This is a genomic window from Halococcus dombrowskii, assembly GCF_022870485.1.
In the GTDB taxonomy this organism is placed as follows: Archaea; Halobacteriota; Halobacteria; order Halobacteriales; family Halococcaceae; genus Halococcus; species Halococcus morrhuae.
In genome coordinates this window covers 805,070-821,736 of the sequence record NZ_CP095005.1, presented here as the reverse complement: position 1 = coordinate 821,736, position 16,667 = coordinate 805,070, and the positions used below count along the sequence as shown (strand labels likewise).

Annotated in this window: 17 protein-coding genes and 1 tRNA gene; 7 read left to right on the top strand and 11 right to left on the bottom strand. The window is 63.7% G+C overall.

The window, feature by feature from the left end:
• The first annotated feature begins 12 nt into the window (after positions 1 to 12).
• Together MUK72_RS04460 and MUK72_RS04455 are read left to right on the top strand one after the other, a co-directional pair.
• Positions 13 to 1,083: an mRNA surveillance protein pelota gene (locus MUK72_RS04460; RefSeq protein ID WP_244704304.1), complete on the top strand. Its 1,071-nt coding sequence runs from the start codon at positions 13 to 15 to the stop codon at positions 1,081 to 1,083.
• A gap of 66 nt (positions 1,084 to 1,149) precedes the next feature.
• Positions 1,150 to 1,917, top strand: coding sequence for a DUF6338 family protein (locus tag MUK72_RS04455; protein ID WP_244704302.1), 768 nt, complete (start codon positions 1,150 to 1,152; stop codon positions 1,915 to 1,917).
• Here the strand turns inward: MUK72_RS04455 and MUK72_RS04450 are convergent.
• Positions 1,914 to 2,366: a hypothetical protein gene (locus MUK72_RS04450; RefSeq protein ID WP_244704300.1), complete on the bottom strand. Its 453-nt coding sequence runs from the start codon at positions 2,364 to 2,366 to the stop codon at positions 1,914 to 1,916. The two genes, MUK72_RS04455 and MUK72_RS04450, sit on opposite strands and share 4 nt — an antisense overlap.
• Before the next feature lie 131 nt (positions 2,367 to 2,497).
• Positions 2,498 to 3,253 carry an MBL fold metallo-hydrolase gene (locus MUK72_RS04445; protein ID WP_244704298.1) on the bottom strand — a complete coding sequence of 252 codons (756 nt, stop codon included), beginning with the start codon at positions 3,251 to 3,253 and terminating at the stop codon, positions 2,498 to 2,500.
• Positions 3,254 to 3,441: 188 nt separating this feature from the next.
• On the opposite strand from MUK72_RS04445, the gene MUK72_RS04440 reads away from it, so the two are divergent.
• Positions 3,442 to 4,803 carry an HVO_0234 family beta-propeller protein gene (locus tag MUK72_RS04440; protein ID WP_244704296.1) on the top strand — a complete coding sequence of 454 codons (1,362 nt, stop codon included), beginning with the start codon at positions 3,442 to 3,444 and terminating at the stop codon, positions 4,801 to 4,803.
• 2 nt (positions 4,804 to 4,805) lie between these two features.
• Here MUK72_RS04440 and MUK72_RS04435 read toward each other — a convergent pair whose 3' ends face one another.
• Both MUK72_RS04435 and MUK72_RS04430 read right to left on the bottom strand, forming a co-directional pair.
• A complete protein-coding gene (locus MUK72_RS04435; protein ID WP_244704294.1) occupies positions 4,806 to 7,574 on the bottom strand; it encodes an AAA domain-containing protein in 2,769 nt (922 codons plus the stop codon).
• 74 nt (positions 7,575 to 7,648) lie between these two features.
• Entirely contained in the window at positions 7,649 to 8,047 is a 399-nt protein-coding gene (locus MUK72_RS04430; protein WP_004051537.1) for a DUF5684 domain-containing protein, read from the bottom strand.
• 221 nt (positions 8,048 to 8,268) lie between these two features.
• On the opposite strand from MUK72_RS04430, the gene glmU reads away from it, so the two are divergent.
• Together glmU and MUK72_RS04420 are read left to right on the top strand one after the other, a co-directional pair.
• On the top strand, positions 8,269 to 9,450 hold the full coding sequence (gene glmU / locus MUK72_RS04425) for a bifunctional sugar-1-phosphate nucleotidylyltransferase/acetyltransferase (RefSeq protein ID WP_244704291.1): 1,182 nt from the start codon (positions 8,269 to 8,271) through the stop codon (positions 9,448 to 9,450).
• Positions 9,451 to 9,485: 35 nt separating this feature from the next.
• On the top strand, positions 9,486 to 9,665 hold the full coding sequence (locus MUK72_RS04420) for a DUF7576 family protein (RefSeq protein ID WP_244704290.1): 180 nt from the start codon (positions 9,486 to 9,488) through the stop codon (positions 9,663 to 9,665).
• 3 nt (positions 9,666 to 9,668) lie between these two features.
• Here MUK72_RS04420 and MUK72_RS04415 read toward each other — a convergent pair whose 3' ends face one another.
• Complete coding sequence (locus MUK72_RS04415; RefSeq protein WP_244704287.1) at positions 9,669 to 10,091, bottom strand: Rieske (2Fe-2S) protein; 423 nt, start codon at positions 10,089 to 10,091, stop codon at positions 9,669 to 9,671.
• A gap of 51 nt (positions 10,092 to 10,142) precedes the next feature.
• Positions 10,143 to 11,165, bottom strand: a complete 1,023-nt coding sequence (locus tag MUK72_RS04410; RefSeq protein WP_244704285.1) for an NADP-dependent oxidoreductase — start codon at positions 11,163 to 11,165, stop codon at positions 10,143 to 10,145.
• 120 nt (positions 11,166 to 11,285) lie between these two features.
• Here MUK72_RS04410 and MUK72_RS04405 point away from each other — a divergent pair, with 120 nt between their 5' ends.
• Both MUK72_RS04405 and MUK72_RS04400 read left to right on the top strand, forming a co-directional pair.
• Positions 11,286 to 12,440, top strand: coding sequence for a glutathione-independent formaldehyde dehydrogenase (locus tag MUK72_RS04405; protein WP_244704284.1), 1,155 nt, complete (start codon positions 11,286 to 11,288; stop codon positions 12,438 to 12,440).
• Between the two features lie 130 nt (positions 12,441 to 12,570).
• Positions 12,571 to 12,726, top strand: a complete 156-nt coding sequence (locus MUK72_RS04400) for a hypothetical protein (RefSeq protein WP_244704282.1) — start codon at positions 12,571 to 12,573, stop codon at positions 12,724 to 12,726.
• A gap of 1 nt (position 12,727) precedes the next feature.
• Here the strand turns inward: MUK72_RS04400 and MUK72_RS04395 are convergent, their stop codons facing one another.
• From MUK72_RS04395 to MUK72_RS04375, 5 genes are all read right to left on the bottom strand, one after another.
• Positions 12,728 to 13,834: a CobW family GTP-binding protein gene (locus MUK72_RS04395; RefSeq protein ID WP_244704279.1), complete on the bottom strand. Its 1,107-nt coding sequence runs from the start codon at positions 13,832 to 13,834 to the stop codon at positions 12,728 to 12,730.
• A gap of 64 nt (positions 13,835 to 13,898) precedes the next feature.
• Complete coding sequence (gene fabG / locus MUK72_RS04390; protein WP_244704277.1) at positions 13,899 to 14,639, bottom strand: 3-oxoacyl-ACP reductase FabG; 741 nt, start codon at positions 14,637 to 14,639, stop codon at positions 13,899 to 13,901.
• A gap of 186 nt (positions 14,640 to 14,825) precedes the next feature.
• Positions 14,826 to 14,899 (bottom strand) — tRNA-Thr (locus tag MUK72_RS04385).
• Between the two features lie 11 nt (positions 14,900 to 14,910).
• The gene (locus MUK72_RS04380) at positions 14,911 to 15,393 is read right to left on the bottom strand and encodes a GNAT family N-acetyltransferase (protein WP_244704275.1); all 483 of its coding nucleotides are present in this window, start codon (positions 15,391 to 15,393) and stop codon (positions 14,911 to 14,913) included.
• The gene (locus MUK72_RS04375; protein WP_244704273.1) at positions 15,390 to 16,580 is read right to left on the bottom strand and encodes a phosphoglycerate kinase; all 1,191 of its coding nucleotides are present in this window, start codon (positions 16,578 to 16,580) and stop codon (positions 15,390 to 15,392) included. The genes MUK72_RS04380 and MUK72_RS04375 overlap by 4 nt, the downstream gene beginning before the upstream one ends.
• Positions 16,581 to 16,667: the final 87 nt, after the last annotated feature.

Genomic DNA, 16,667 nt, shown 5'->3' with positions numbered 1-16,667 from the left:
CCCAGTCGTGGTATGCAGATCAACGGCCGCACGCGACTCGACGGCGGGCGCGAACGCTGGACGCTCGTTCCCGAGAGTCTCGACGATCTCTGGCATCTCTCCTACGTGCTCGAACCCGGCGATCTCGTCTCGGGCGAGACCACCCGGCGCATCCAGCGCGACGACGACCGGATGCGCGACACCGGCGGCGAGCGCGAGCCGATGTCGGTGACGATCAGCGTGGAGGACAGCGAGTTCCACAAGTTCGCCAACCGACTCCGCGTGTCGGGCACGATCGAGTCGGCCTCGCGTGAGGACCAGATCGGCCATCACCACACGCTCAACGTCGAAGAGCGCGCGGAGGTCGAGATCGAGAAGGTCTGGCAACCCGACCAGCGCGAGCGCATCGAGGAGGCCGTCGAGGCGACCGAGAACGCCGACGTGGCGATCGCCACAGTCGAGGAGGGTGCGGCCTCGATCCACACCGTCGCCCAGTACGGTGCCGAGGAGTACGCGTCCTTCACTGGCCCCACCGGAAAGGGCGAGTACGCCCGCGAGCGCTCCGAACTGTTCGCCGAACTGGCGAGCGCGCTCTCGCATCTCGACGTCGATGCGGTCTTGCTCGCCGGCCCGGGGTTCACCAAGGAAGACGCGAAAAAATACATCGAGCAAAACGCACCCGAGCTGCTGGACAAACTCGGAGCGACCGTCGACACGAGCGCCATCGGCGATCGCGGGGTTCACGAGGTGCTCAAGCGCGGTGCGGTCGAGGAGGTCCAGGCCGAGACACGCATCGCCGAGGAGGCCGGGAAGATCGACGAGCTCACCGCCCGCATCGGACAGGGCGCGGAAGCCACGTACGGCATCGAGAAAGTTGCCGAGGCCACCGAATTCGGGGCCGTGGAGGAGTTGTTGATACTCGACGAACGACTCCGCGCGGAGCGCGCCGGCGACGGCGAGTGGGGGATCGACGTGAACGAGATCATCGAACGGGTCGAACAGCAGGGCGGTTCTGTCACCGTCTTTTCGAGCGAGTTCGCGCCCGGAGATCAGTTGGATTCGCTCGGTGGGGTCGCGGCGCTGTTGCGCTATCGTCTGGAGTGATGCCGAAGAATCCCTTCCAAGATTGATACTAAGGAGTTTTTATAGCAGAATTGCACGGAGGCTTTAATGTTCTATGGTGAATCGTACTTAGAAATGGTAGCGGTGAATATACTGACTGCCAACCTTATCTACCCTGTTCTGCTCATTCTCCCTGGTTTGATCGGCCTGAAGATATATCTTCGAACTGCAGGAGCTGTTAACGATTTCAGCAGACTTGATGCGATAATATTCAGTCTCGGTATCAGTGTTGCATCGGTGCTTGCAATGTATGCTGTCTATGGAATCATTCTGATGCACCCGCCGACGTTCAACGATGTTCAATTTAATTCTCTGCCGCTACTAATGGGGCTGTATTTAATTCATTTCGTTGTCTCGTGTCTAATCGGATGGCTGTTAGGGAGATGTTATGACTCGGAGGGAAATGGCCCCCGAGAAGAATTGTGGGATTTCATTTTCGAAGAACTCTTTACTGATTCACAGATTAGAGTTGTGAAACCAAATGGATCGCAAATCGAAGGGAACATACAGATAACAGGAGATTCACCACAGTCGCGTGATTTGATCTTGTCCTCTGCAACGGAGATCAAACAAGATGGTACTGAAAGCAGAGATCTAGGTGAATTCACATACGTACATGAAAGAGGTGTGTCGCATATAGAGATAGTTGAAGAAATTGACAAAGAAACACTACGGGACTTCGGATATTTAGACGGGGAATTAAAATCGCCGAAAGACGAAGAGTCGGAAGAAGAAATAGAAAGGGAACTTGAGCACGAGCGAGAGAGAATCAACCCAGAATTAGACACAGACGCAAAAAGTGAAGATGAAGATTAAATTTCTAACTTAGATTCAGTTGTGTATCTTGGGTAATCTTGGTAGACACGCTTTATTAATTCCAAGATGGGTGCGCCGCCATACTCTGTCTTGAGTTTCTCAAGCTCTGCGGTTTTTAATTCGGACCTGATTTTGTCGCTTGCAAGAAGATCGTCAATATATTCTCCACCTTTTTCAGTCAGTTTGTATGTGTATCTATCATTCCCCGATTGTGTTGTGGTTGTTTCTTGCTCTACATATCCCGTAGAGATGAGTCCATCCAAATCATCATACATATCCTTAGAGAACGGACCATAGTCGTGTTTGTCGAAATGATATCCCTTTGTTTGCAGATCGTCTATTTCATTTTGAGCAAGAAATACCAGCTTCTGGAAGCGGGTGATTCCCCTTATCTGTTGCTCATTCCCCACCCCCAGTAGCGCCAATAGCAACAGTTTCGGGTCTCGCATAGCGAAATCTATGGTATCCAGGCACACAAATCTTCCGGGTGCAGGTGTAGTGACAACACTTACGTATATTTTTGTAATATGTGTATATGTTCTGTTCGCATGTTTTGTTTTATAGGATATAATATGATTACTTACGTTTCAATTTCGACCGTCAGTCCGTCACGGGCGAACCTGACATCGCCGTCGTAGCGCTCGCCGATCGATTCGAGCATCTCCTCGTGGCGACCCTCGGTGTGGGGGTAGAGATGGGTGAGATAGAGCCGCCCGACGTCGGTTCCCGAATCGGCGAGCGTTTCGCCCAGCTGGCTCGGCGTCGGGTGGTTCGAGACGTCCACCTCGTCGGGAAACGAGCAGTCGTGGGCCAGTACGGCCGACCCGTCGGCGAAGTTCGCCAGACCCTCGAACGCCTCGCTGTCGGCGCTGAAGGTGAACGTCGGGCCTTCCCCGTGCGTGAACCGATAGGCGAGACAGTCCATCGAGTGGCGGGTCTCCTTGGCATCGATGTCGAACCCGGCGGCAGAGAACGATTCCGCGCCGATCTCGCGCACTCGGAGATCGATGCGGCCGTCCATGTACTCGTGGACGTCGAGCAGTCCGTCGAGCAGGGCTTTGGTGCCCTGCGGGCCAACGATTTCGAGATGCTCCGCGCCGGCGAGCCAGCGGGCCTTCATCAGAGGGAGGAGGTCGGCCACGTGGTCGAGATGGTGGTGGCTCAGAAGCACCGTCGAAACGCCCTCGTAGCCCACGTCGGTCCGTGCGAGCGCGTTGAGGACGCCGCTGCCGCAGTCGACGAGCAGGGTGTCGCCGTCGGCGTCGAGCAGCAGTCCGGTCTGCGCACGCCGGCCGCTCGGCATCGCCGCGCCGGTTCCGAGGAAAGTCACGCGCATGGTGGATGGGCGGCGGCAGCGCGGAAAAGACGCTCGCTGGCGTGTCGGTTCACACCGTCGATCGGAGAACCGTGCCTCAGGAGATCGAATCGACTGCCGGACCACGATTTCGAGGAGATAATTCGGATAGAATCCGATCGACAGCATCAAGCCGAAGGCTCATGAGCGCTACCGCCCCACGCCCGGCGATGGCAGACTCCTCGGCCGGTGGGAGCGGCTTCTTCGCGTACTACCGCCAGTACGCCCGCTCGGGCGTCCACGCCGCGAGCGCGGCCGCGCTCACCGCCATCGGGCTCTGGGCCAGTTTCACCGGCAATCGGTCGTTCATCCTTCTGGCGATCGCCGTCTACGTCCTCCCGCCGATCTTTCTCTATCTCACGGGCGAGGGCGAGAAGGTCCCGTCGGTGGTCAACGAGGATGCATCTACTGACGACGATCCAGACCGGGGCAACGCGAGGACCGACGAAGCACACGATAGCGACGACAGCCACGATCGCAGTGACGGGCAAGTCGATCGTCCCGGGACCGATGCGACGGCCGAGCGCCGAACGACCGATGAATCGACCAGCGTCGATACCTCGGGTACGGCGTCCGCAACCGACAGAAACGATGACGAGGAGCGCATCGACGACGGGACCGATGAACCCGTATCCAAAAGCGACGACAGTGATCGCGACGGCGACGAATCGACCGAACCGGATTGGACCGAGATCGACACGCCGACTGATCGATCGCTGCTCGACGTCGTCGCGGCCCGCGAGGGCGCGTACGCGGTCGGTGAGGGCGGGGTCGTGCTCGTTTGCGATGGTGATGAGTGGACGGTGGCGCTCGACGATGGCCCGACGGCGAACGCGAACACGCTGCGCGGCGTGGATGGGACCGACGACGGTGAGACCATCTGGTTCGCCGGCGACAGCGGCGTTCTCGGGCGCTACGCGGACGGAACGCTCACCGATCACTCCGCGCCGGAGGATCAGACCAGCACCTGGGAAGACGTCGCCGTGACGGGCGAATCGGGTGGCGAGCGGCTCTACCTGGTCAACGGCTCGGGCGAACTCCTCCATGGCAGCTACGGGGAGGGCACGGTCTCGTGGGAGGACATCGAGAAACCGGGCAGCGGATCGAGCATCTCCTCGATCAGATTCGTCGACGACGATCTCGGCTACCTCTGTGACACCAACCAGTCGGTCTACGAGATGACCGACGGCGGCGAATCGTTCGAACGGATCGGTGTCGAGGATGCGAACGCCGCCTTCACCGATATCGCCGCCAGCGCCACCGAAACCCTCGTCACGGCCGACGACGGCTCGCTGTTCCGCCACGACGGCGCGGTCTGGACCCGACGTCGGCCGGGCGAGGGGGCGCTCTCGGCGGTCGCCCTCGGCGACGAAGCGGGGTTCACGGCCGGTGACGGCGGCGCAGTGTACGAACGCACAAATGGGGATTGGAAATCGGTCGAGACGCCAGTCGCTATTGATCTGCGAGGGATCGCAGTCGGGGACGAGAAAGTCGTCGCGGTCGGTGCCGAGGGAACGATCGTCGAGCGATAGCGCTATTTCGCCCACTCGACCATCCGCGCGTAGCGTTCGTCCGAGGCAAGCGCGTCCTCGTCGCCGACGAGTACGAGCGCTTTCTTCGCGCGCGTGAGCGCGACGTTCACTCGGCGGTGATCCTCGAAGATCGGCGAGTCGAGGTCCCCGGTGGCGACGAACGAGACGATGATGACCTCCTTCGCCGAGCCCTGGAACCGGTCGACGGTATCGACGGCGACGTCAGCCAGTTCTCGGCGGATGGCTGCGGCCTGCGCGCGAAACGGCGCGATGACGCCGATCCCTTCGCGCGGGACGCCCGCCGCGACGGCCCGCTCGACGAGCTCCGCGATCGCCGTCACCTCCGCGGGGTTCGTGTTGCCCCGCGCCGCGCCGTCGGGATCGACGAACGCGACCCGGTTCCGGAGAGGGTCGGGGAGCGCGTCGGCATCCACAGTTGGAAGATCGCTGACGTGCTGGGCGGCGACCGCCCCGCTCGCCGGCCTGAGCGCGCCGTCGTAGAACTCCTGTGAGGAGTAGGCCTGGATCCGCTGGGCCATCCGGTACTGGGTGTCGAGCAGCACCGATGCGTCCGGATGCTCGTCGACCAACCGCTCGAACAGCGACCGTGAGAGGTCGGCCGCCCGCTCGCCGCCACCACTCGGCGATGACTCGGTCGGCTGCTGGACGTCCGCGTGCCCGCCGTCCGAGCGTGCCGTACCGGAATCTTCGGACGCAGACGTATCGTTGCTCACGGTGTCGGCGGACTGCACCACCGGCGGGAGCTGCTGGTGATCGCCGACGAGGACGAACCGATCGGCGAGTGCGAGCGCGGCGAGCGTCGCTGGTTCGGTGAGCTGGCCGGCCTCGTCGACGAGCGCCACGTCGAACTCCGTCTCGCGCAGTACGCGTGAACCACAGCTCGCAGTCGTCGCCGCCACCACCGGACCCTCGCGGAGTTCGCGCGCCCGTTGTTCCGGGTCGCCACGCGATTCGAGCCGATGGTCCTGCATGTCCTCGCGCACGCCGCTCTCGGTTCCCACACGGACGAAATCGGTGAATCCCTGTTCTTCGAGCGCTTCGAGCGCGTTGTCGACCGCGCGATTGGTGAAAGCCGAGAGGAGCACGCGCTCGCCGCGATCGACCAGCGCCCGGATCGCCCGGGCGATCGTGTAGGTCTTGCCGGTGCCGGGCGGGCCGTGGATCAGCGCGCAGTCGTCGGCCCCGACCGCCATGCGCACGGCCCGGTTCTGGGCAGGGTTGTTGTCGATGAACGTCTCGTCGATGTCGCGGAATTCCGGCTCGCGCCGGTCGAAGAGTACGTCCTTTCGCTCCTGGTCGCCGGCGAGCACCGCGTCGTGCAGCGCCGTGAGCATCCCGTCGACGCCCATCTCGGAGGGATAGACGTCGAGCCGGCGGAGTTCGACGGGTTCGTCAGTTTCGACGACGACCTCCTCGCCCAGTTCGATCACGCGAGCCATCTCGGCGGTCCCCCGTACGGGGTGGCCGTCGCTCGCGAGGACGACGTCGCCCTCGCGGATCTTCGAGACGGGATCGTCACAGCGCGCGCGGAGCTCCCATCGGCCATCGACCTCGTTCTCTTCCACTGGTTCGAGATCAACGAGCGCCCGGTCGGCGGCGGCGCGTTCGGTGGCGCTCTGAGTCCAGAGCTTGGCGTACTCCCGGTGGACCGCGCGGCGTTCGTCCTCGATGGCCCGATAAAAACGCTCGAAATAGTCGCGTTCCTCGGCGGGGAGCGGGTCGCCGATTTTCCCGGCCTTCGACTCCTGATCGAGCCGTCCCGAGACCACCATGCAGGTGTCCTGCTCGAAGCAGTAGTTGCAGGTCGCGTTGGCCTCGTAGCCCGTCGGCACGGTTTTGTCGACGCCCATCGCGGCGAGTTCGTTGCGCTGTCTGAGAACGTACTCCAGCAACCCATCGGACAACGAGAAATCCTTCGCTGGCGAGAGATCACCATCGGTCTCGTTCCTGTCGAGGGCGGCGTTTTTCGTGTAGATCAGTGTCCCGGTGTCGGGTGGCTCTCCCATCTCGTCGAGCAGGAGTGCATAGCACGCGACCTGCACCTTGTCCTGAAATCGCGGCTCGCTGTTGGTGTTCTTGCCCGTCTTGAGCTCGACCGGTGCGCCGCGGCGCACGGCATCGGCCCGCCCCTTCAGGCCGTAGCGCTCGGAGATCAGCGTCCGTTCGGAGCGCCATTCGTCCCCACCATCGAGAGTTCCCTGCCGGAGCCAGCCGTCGATGGCGCGGGCGTGATCGGCCACGTCGTCCCTGACTGCCGCCGCATCGCGGTCGAGCAGCCCGAGATCGAGCCCCGCCTCGGCAACGCGCTCGTCGATCGCCGTCTCGACGTCGCCGCCGCGAAGGAAATCGGAGAAGACTTCGTGGACGATCGTCCCCTTGATCACCGGATAGTTGAGCGGGACGCCCGAGAGCTTGTTGAGGTAGTGCATCCGGGGGCACTGGACCCAGGATCGCACGTCGGTGACGTTCACGAGGTAATCGGGTTCGACGACGATTCGCGAATCGCCGGTCGTCGCGTATTGGGTTTCGCCCCGATACTCCTCTTCTTCGACATCGACGGCGAGCAGCTCCATGCCCGATTCGGCGTACTCGACGGTTTCCGTCCACTTGCCCCACAGCGTGAGCGTCACGGGGGCGGCCCGGCCGTCGTCGGGTCTGAGCGTGAGCTCCGCGCAATCGCGCTCGCCGTAGTCGGTGCTCACCGACGTTTCCTCGCCCACCTCGACGAGCGGTCCCCGCAGTTCGGTCACACGCTAAAACGGGGTCGGCTGGTGAAAAACGCTATCGGTCATCGACATCGTCAGTGGATGCTATCCCATTCGTACTACTGTGGGACACCACGGTACTCGTCGTCGCCGAACCCGAGCAGTGGCCAGAAGATGAAGTTCAGAAACCACAGCCCGAGAGCGAACCCGACACCGTGGCCGAACGCTCGCGAAACGCCGGCGAACATCTTGTACATGCCGTAGAAGTTCACGATCGGGACGAAGAGAATGACGAGCACCCACCACCACGCATTGCCACCGATCTTGAGCATGACGTAGAAGTTGTATATCGGAATGATTGCGGCCCATCCCGGCTGGCCGGCCCGCTGGAAGGTCTTCCACATGCCGGCGAGGGTAACGAGCGCGATCACCACGGCGATCAGTGTGGACACGGCTCCAAACGCACCACCGCCATCACTCTGTAGTGGAACGAGCAGGAACTCCGAAAGTACTGACATCGGTTGAGTGCAAAGATTGCTGTGTATTAAATATTTCTATTTTCCGTGGATTAATATAGATATTTATAGAGAAAACTGAACAGTTGGTATATCGAATCGGGGAGTAGCGGAGTGTGTCTCCGTATGAAAACATCCGTCCGAAAACATAGTGGTCCAACGGCGTCCCACTGCCAGCACCGACGAACGGTAGGCCTATTTCACGTCAGCGAGTCGGCCCCGGTATGCAGACAGTGCTCCTCGCGGCCGGCGAAGGCACACGGATGCGCCCGCTGACCGCCCACACCCCGAAACCGATGCTCCCGGTCGCCGACCGTCCGCTCTGTGCGCACACCGCCGACGCGGCCATCGCGGCCGGCACGGACGAACTGATCCTCGTCGTCGGCTACGAGGCCGACGCCGTCCGCGAGTATTTCGGCGAGGAGTATCGCGGGATTCCCGTAAAATACGCCATGCAAGACCAGCAGCTCGGGACCGCTCACGCCGTCCGGGCCGCACGCGAACACCTCGACGACGACTTCGCCGTCCTCTACGGCGACGATCTCTACGATCCGGGAAGTGTTCAGGAACTGTTCGAGAACGCGCCGGGCATCACCGCCTATCGCGCCGAAAACCCCTCCAACTACGGAGTCCTCGACACCGACGGCGAACGAGTGGTGGGCGTCACCGAAAAGCCCGAGAAGCCCGAAACGAATCTCGTGAGCGCCGGGGCCTGCGTCCTGCCGGGCGAGGCACGCGAATGGCTCGACGTCGAGCAGAGCGAGCGCGGCGAATACGAACTCACGGACGTACTCGATCGGGTGTTCGCCGAGTACGAGGTCTCCTACACGGAGCTCGACCGCTGGATGGGCGTCGGCCGACCCTGGGAACTCCTGGAAGCGAACGAGTGGAAACTCGCCGCCCTCGACGGGCGCGTGGAGGGCGAGGTCAGCGAACGCGCCGAACTCCGTGGACCCGTCGTGGTGGAGGAGGGTGCACACGTCGAGCCGGGCGTGGTCGTCGAGGGTCCAGCATTGATCCGCGCGGGTGCACACGTCGGGCCGAACGCCTACGTCCGCGGCGCGACGCTGCTCGGCGAAGAGGTGCGGGTCGGCAACGGCGTCGAGATCAAAAACAGCGTCGTGATGGCCGGGACGCACGTCCCCCACCTCTCGTACGTCGGCGACAGCGTTCTGGGGAGGGACGTGAACTTCGGGGCCAACACGACGGTCGCCAACCTCCGCCACGACGATTCTCCCGTCGATCAGACCGTGAAGGGCGAGCGCGTCTCCACCGGCCGACGGAAGTACGGCGTCGTCGTCGGCGATGGCACGAAAACGGGAGTTCACACCACGCTCTATCCGGGCGTCGTGCTCGATGCGGGCACGCGGACGGAGCCGGACGAGACGGTCGCCCGCGACAGGTAGTCGGCTATTTATACCGCCAGACGTGAACACGGGTCATGAACGATCCGACATCCACGGTCGGCGAGGACACCGAGGAAAGCGCGCCGACGTGTGCGAGCTGTGGTGAAACGATCGTCAACGAGCCGACCCATCGCGTGCTGACGAGCGTCGAAAACGGACAGGTGAGCGCCGAGCATTTCTGTGACGAGGACTGCCGCGCGGCGTTCGTGGGCTGAGGGTCAGAACTCGACGTTCGAGGTCGAGGTGAGATCCACATCGTCGGCCGCTTTCGGCCCGGTGGCGACGAACTCGTAGCGCTCGTCGGCGAGTCGGACGGTACCGTTCTCGACCGAGACAGCGACGTCGGCGAGGCGTGCGCCCTCGCAGGGGCCGAACGTGCAGTGGCCGGTGTCGGCCTCGAACATCGCGCCGTGGTTCGTACAGACGATCTCGCCGTTCCGGCACTCCGCGCCCGATCCCTTGTCGAGGCCGATATGGGTGAAATGCATACAGTGGTTCAGCCACGCTTCGATGCCGTCGTCAGTATCGATGAGAACGGCCTCGTGGGTTTCTCCATTATCGCGTTCGCGGATCCTGAACAGCGCCGTCGTGTCGGCAGGAACGTCGTCGACCGGCATGATCGTGCCGTCAGCGGATGCCATCACCGCGAAGTCGGTGACGATCCGGGGTAGACCCGTCGCTTTCGGACGGAGCTACTCGCTCGGCTCGGCGACGTTCACGACCTGCTTGCCGATGTTGTCGCCCTCGAACAGTCCGAGGAAGGCGTCGGGTGCATTCTCGAAGCCATCGACGATCGACTCGCGGTGGACGAGATCGCCGTTTTCCACCCACTCCTGAAGGCGCGCGTTGGCCTGCTCGAAACGAGCCACGTAGTCGCCGACGAGCAATCCCTGGACGCGGGCGCGCGAGGGGATGAGCATCGGGAGCTTCCGGGGACCGGTCGCGACGCCCTCGTCGTTGTACGTGGCGATCTGCCCGCAGACCGCGACCCGTGCATCGACGTTGAGTTTCGTGAAGACGGCATCCGAGATCGGCCCGCCGACGTTGTCGAAGTAGCCGTCGACGCCCTCGGGTGCTGCCTCGTCGAGCGCCGCGCGGTAGTCGTCGGTCTCCTTGTAGTTGATACCGGCGTCGAAGCCGAGATCGTCTTCGAGATAGTCGACTTTCTCGTCGCTGCCCGCGAAGCCGACGACACGTGCACCGGCGAAGGACGCCAACTGGCCCACTGTCGAGCCGACCGCACCGGCCGCGCCCGAGACGGCCACCGTATCGCCAGGCGTCGGTTCGACCACCTCGCGCGTGCCGAAGTAGGCCGTGCGACCGGGCATGCCCAGCACGCCGAGATACGATTCGAGCGGTGCGTTCGCGCTCGGTTCGACGGGTGTGAGATCGTCGCCGTCGAGGGTCGCGTACTCGCTCCAGGAGCCGTTGCCGAAGACGAACTCTCCCGCCTGCCAGTCGTCGTGTTCGGAGTCGACGACCTCGCCGACGACGTGGCCGGCCATCGGCTCGCCCACGTCCCACGGGTCGGCGTACGATTCGCGGTCGCGCATCCGTCCGCGCATGTACGGATCGACCGAGAGGAAGAGCGTCCGGACGAGCACTTCGCCGTGTTTCGGCTCCGGAATCCCGGTTTCCTCCAGCTCGAAGGTGTCGCGGTCGGGCTTGCCCTCTGGCCGTTTGCCGAGAACGAACTGCCGATTGGTCTGGCTCACGGGGCCGGTACGGCCGACCGGCGGAGGAACGTTCCGGTTCGCACAGCCATCGATATGCGTTAATGATTACAAAAGATTGAAGCACACCTCGCCTGCATGTGTTTTTGGAACACAATGTCAATGGAAGCAGTCGTCTATCAGGGCGAACACGAAGTGGCCGTCGAGGAGGTCGACGAACCGGCAATCGAACACCCCAACGACGTGGTGATCGACGTCACGACATCGTGCATCTGTGGCTCGGATCTCCACATGTACGAGGGGCGGACCGCGGCCGAGGAGGGGATCGTCTTCGGCCACGAGAACATGGGCATCGTCGAGGAGGTCGGCGACGGCGTCAGCACGCTCGAAGAGGGCGACCGCATCGTCCTCCCGTTCAACGTGGCCTGTGGGTTCTGTGAGAACTGCGAGAACGGCAAGACCGGGTTCTGTACCAACGTCAACCCCGGCTTCGCCGGCGGTGCCTACGGCTACGTCGCGATGGGACCGTACAAAGGTGGGCAGGCGGAGAAGCTCCGCGTACCGTACGCGGACTTCAACGCGCTTCAACTCCCCGAGGAAGGCAACGAGGACTCGTTCGCGCTACTGGCCGATATCTTCCCAACTGGGTGGCACGGCACGCGGCTGGCCGATCTCCAGCCCGGCGAGTCGGTCGCGATCTACGGCGCTGGCCCCGTCGGACTGATGGCGGCCTACAGTGCGAAGATCCAGGGCGCATCGGAGATCTACTCGGTCGATCGCGTGCCGAGCCGACTCGATCTCGCGCGCGATCACTGCGACGCCACGCCGATCAACTTCGAGGAGGGTGACCCCGTCGAGCAGATCAAGGAGATCCACGGCAGCGGCGTCGACAAGGGTGTTGACGCGGTCGGCTATCAGGCCGTCGACCCCGACAAGGAGGCCGACGATGCCTACGACCCGGCGCGGGAAAGTCCTGCGAACGTGCTCAACAACCTCATCAGAACTGTGCGCCCGACCGGCCAGCTCGGCATCGTCGGGCTGTACGTCCCCGACGACCCCGGCGCGCCCGACGAGATGGCCGCCGAAGGGCGACTGGGCATCGACTTCGGGCTGCTGTTCGAGAAAGGCCAGAAACTGGGTACCGGCCAGTGCGACGTCAAATCGTACAACCGCCAGCTCCGCGATCTCATCATCGAGGGCCGCGCCGACCCGAGCTTCCTCGTCTCGCACCGGGTGGGTCTCGACGAGGCCCCCGAGATGTACGAGCGCTTCGACAACCGCGAGGAAGGTGTCACGAAGGTCCTTCTCGAACCCTAACTCCGCCGATCACCGATTTTTGCGCGCCCTGCGACACCCGTAGCGACTAGTGAGCTCAAGGGAAGAGGGCGCGACTCACGCCCGCACAAACGTTATGTCCCATGGCTGGATAGTCGTGGTATCGACACCCATGTGCATCTACTGTAGCTACGACATGGAGGGCTGGGGCAAGCTGCTCGACTACGACGACACCTACCAGGAGGTCGTCCGTGGGGACGAGACGACGGACTCGAACTACGGCTTCCACGAGTCGTGGGACGATCTCCGCGAGCAGGTCTCGCCGTAGCTCAGTTCGTCGGGAACGGGTCGTCGAACGCGCGATTCTCCGGTTCATCGCCTAGCAGACAGTCGTCCAGAGCGGCGACGATCCCCTCCTCGTCCATCCCGCTGCCGATGAACACGAGTCGGGTGCGGCGGTCGTCATCGTCGTTCCACTCTCCGATGGGGCCGGCCTGCACCGACGGTCCGGCCCGATTGAGCCCCATCACGTCGTCGCGTCCGGCGAGTCGGAAGACGCCTTTCGCCCGGATCACCGACTCGGTCCACGAGTCGAGCCACTCGTCGAGTCGTTCGGGGTGGAAGGGCCGTTCCGCGGTGTAGACGAACGACGAGACGCCGTGGGCCGCGGCCGCCGGCCGGTCGTGGTCGTGGCCATCGCCCGCCAATGCCTGCTTCCAGCCGGCCGAGCGCGTGACGTCCGCGAAGTCGAATCGGTCGGTGTCGAGCACGAGTTCCGGATCGACGTCGGAACGCGTCGTCCGGACGATCTCGGCCCGGGACTGGAGCGTTCCGAGTGTGGCCTCGATCTCGTCGAGTCGTTCGTCGGGCACCATATCGCATTTGTTGAGAAGAAGGACGTCACAGAACTCGATGCCCTCCATCAGAACGTCCGCGAGCGGGCGGTCCATGTCGGATTCGGCCCCCGCGGGCAGCGACGCGCCGGCGTCGAACTCTTTCCAGAAGCCGTAGGCATCGATCACCGACACCATCGTATCGAGGTGGTAGTGGTCGGTCGGATCGATATCGCTCTCGTCGGAGCCCTCCAGGAACGTCCGCGCGACCGGCACCGGTTCGCTGATACCCGACGATTCGACCACTAGGACGTCGAAGCGGCGGGTTTCGGCGAGTCGTGCGGCCTCGGTGAGCAGATCGTCCTGGAGACGACAGCAGATGCAGCCGTTCGAGAGATCGACGATGCCCGGATCGTCGGCGTCGTCCGAGCGAGCGAGCAGTTCGGCGTCGACGTTCACCTCACCCATGTCGTTGACGATGACGGCGATCTCGCGACCGCCGGGGGAGGCCAGCAATCGGTTGAGCAGCGTCGTCTTCCCCGCGCCGAGCGGGCCGCTCACGACTGTGACGGGAATTGAGTCCGATGCCGTGGTGTTCGTCATCATCCGTCCTACGAGGCGGAGCTACTACACTCTTACAGCCAGCGCACTGTCGCTGCCTCAGTTCCTACCACTCCATGCCGCCGTTAACCGCGAGGATTTGGCCGGTCATGTATTCGGAATCCTCGCAGGCGACGAACCGGATGATGCCGGCGATGTCCTCGACGCTGGCGAAGCGATCCAGCGGGATGCGCTGACGGATCTTCTCCTTCACGTCGTCGGGAACGTCGTCCAGCATGTCGGTCTCGACGAACCCCGGCGCGACGCAGTTCGCGGTCGATCCCGAACTGGCGAGTTCGAGTGCGATGGTGCGCGTGAAGCCGAACAACCCGCTCTTGGTCGCCGCGTAGTTCGCCTGTCCGTAGTTGCCCTGCTGGGCGACAACGCTCGAAACGTTGATCAACCGTCCATGCTCGGCGTCGCCGATATCCTCGAAGAAGGCGTTCGTACAGTTGAAGACACCACCCAGGTTCACGTCCATGACGCGCTGCCAGTCCTCGCGGCTCATGTTCGCGAACGTCCGATCGACGGTGATGCCGGCGTTGTTCACGAGCACGTCGATCGGGCCGAACAGCTCGTGGACCCGATCACGGAGAGCGTCGACCTCGTCCGGCTCGGCGACATCGGCCTGGAGCGGAACGGCGGTCCCACCCTCGTCCTTGATGGTCTCTGCCGTCTCGTGGGCGGCAGCCTCCGACGATCGGTAGTTCACGACGACGGTCGCGCCGTTGCGACCGAGCTCCTCGGCGATTCCGCGTCCGATTCCCCGCGATCCGCCCGTCACGACGCACGTTTGCTTCGATTTCATTGTGGCGTTGCGAGCGTCGGAGGTCACTCGTCGGCGTCTCGATCGCCTCGCGACAATGCCCACGCGACAGTACCCCCGTGCCCTCACCGTCGACCACGACACGGGATCGAAAAGTCACACCCCCTGATAACAACGGGGGGTTCATACCGTTCGGCTCGCGCTACGCTCGATCGGTTCGCACTACAGAGCCAGGGGTGGGATTTGAACCCACGAATTCTCGATTACAAATCGAGTGCTTGCACCACCCAAGCTCCCCTGGCGCACTCGTGGTTTACCCACGGCCCGATTTGTCGCTGTCGCTTTCGAGCGACTTCTCGAAGTCGATGCGGTGTGGCTCGTAGCCCGCCCGCGTGTAAAAGCGCCGCGCCGCCTCGTTGGCCGCGAGCGTCGAGAGGGCGACGGCGTCGAAGCCCGCCGCGGCCAGTTCGCGCTCGGCCGCCGCGAGCAGCTCCGCGCCGATGCCCTCGTTTCGGCGCTCCGACCGGACGACGATGTTCCGGACGATACCGCGCGAGACGTCCTGCTCGAATCGCTCGGATTCGGGCCCAAACATGACGAACCCCACGATCACACCGTCCTCGCGGGCGACCAACAGTCCACCGGCGATGATGTCGCGGACGATCGCCTCGCGGATTGTCGCCCGATTGGGCTCGGCGCGGAGATGCGAGCCGAACGCACGCTGATCGCGGGCGAGTTCGACCCACAGCTCCGCGATCTCGCCCGCGGCCGTGGTGTCGGGCGTTTCGATGGTCACTCGTCGAGCGCCTCGACGGCCGGCAGTGAATCGCCGGCGAGCAGCGCGAGCGACGCGCCGCCGCCGGTGCTCACGTGCGAGAACCCGTCGATGCCCAGTCGCCGGATCGCCGCCGCCGTGTCGCCGCCGCCGACGATGCTGTGATCGGCCTCGCTGGCCGTCGAATAGAGCTCACGCGTCCCGTGGGCGAACGTCTCCTCCTCGAAGACGCCCGCCGGCCCGTTCAGGATCACCGTGCCGGCATCCTCCAAGATCTCGGAATAGGCGGCGACGGTCTCGCTACCGACGTCCATCGCCGGCGTCTCGGTCTCCTGGGGCAGTTCCGCGACGGGGATCTCGTGGCGCTCGCCGTTGCGCTCGATCGCGACGTCCATCGGAACCCGGAGTTCGTCGTGGGCATCGAGCAGTTCGCCCGCACGATCGATCTCGTCCCAGTAGCCCTGATCGTAGACGAACTCCGCGCTTGCGGTTCCCAGTTCCGCGCCGCTGGCGAGCAGGCAGACGTTACCGACGAGGCCCGCGGTCAGCACCGTGTCGGCGAGGCCGCGTTCGAGGACGCTCCGGGCAACACCGATGGAATCGCCGACCTTCGCGCCGCCGAGCAGGTAGACGCGGGGCTGGGGGGTGTCCTCAATGGCCGCGAGCACGTCGAGTTCGCGCTCCATCACCCGGCCGGCGTAGCCCGGCAGTCGCTGTGGAAAGCCGACGAGCGAGGGCTGTGAGCGGTGGGCGGCGGCGAAGGCGTCGTTGACGTAGACGTCGAGCGCGGGCACGAGCCCCTCGACGAGATGGGTGTCGGCCGCGCGCTCGGGGTCGAACTCCATGTACTCCTCGGCGTAGAAGCGTGTGTTTTCGAGCAGGACGGCTTCCCCGTCTTCGAGTTCGGCGACGCGCTCCCTGGCAGCGGCCGAGAAGGTGGCATCGCAGTAGTCGACGGAGAAGGAAAGCAGTTCGTCGAGACGGTCGGCGTGGGCGGCGAGCGTCGAGAAATCGTCGTCGCCGGGACGGCCCTGATGGGCGAGGATTGCCACGCGTGCGCCGCGTTCGAGCAGCTCCGAGAGGGTCTCGACGTGGGCGCGCAGGCGGGCGTCGTCGGCCAACCCCGTCTCGGAGAGCGGGCTGTTGATGTCGATGCGCACCCCGACGGCGACGCCCTCACAGTCGAGGTCGTCGAGGGTTCGGATCATTGTGCGCCCTCCTTCGGCCGCCGGCAAATCCCTTTCCCTCCCGATCGCCGGACGGAGGGAGCAACACTTATTACGGTCTCCCCCACC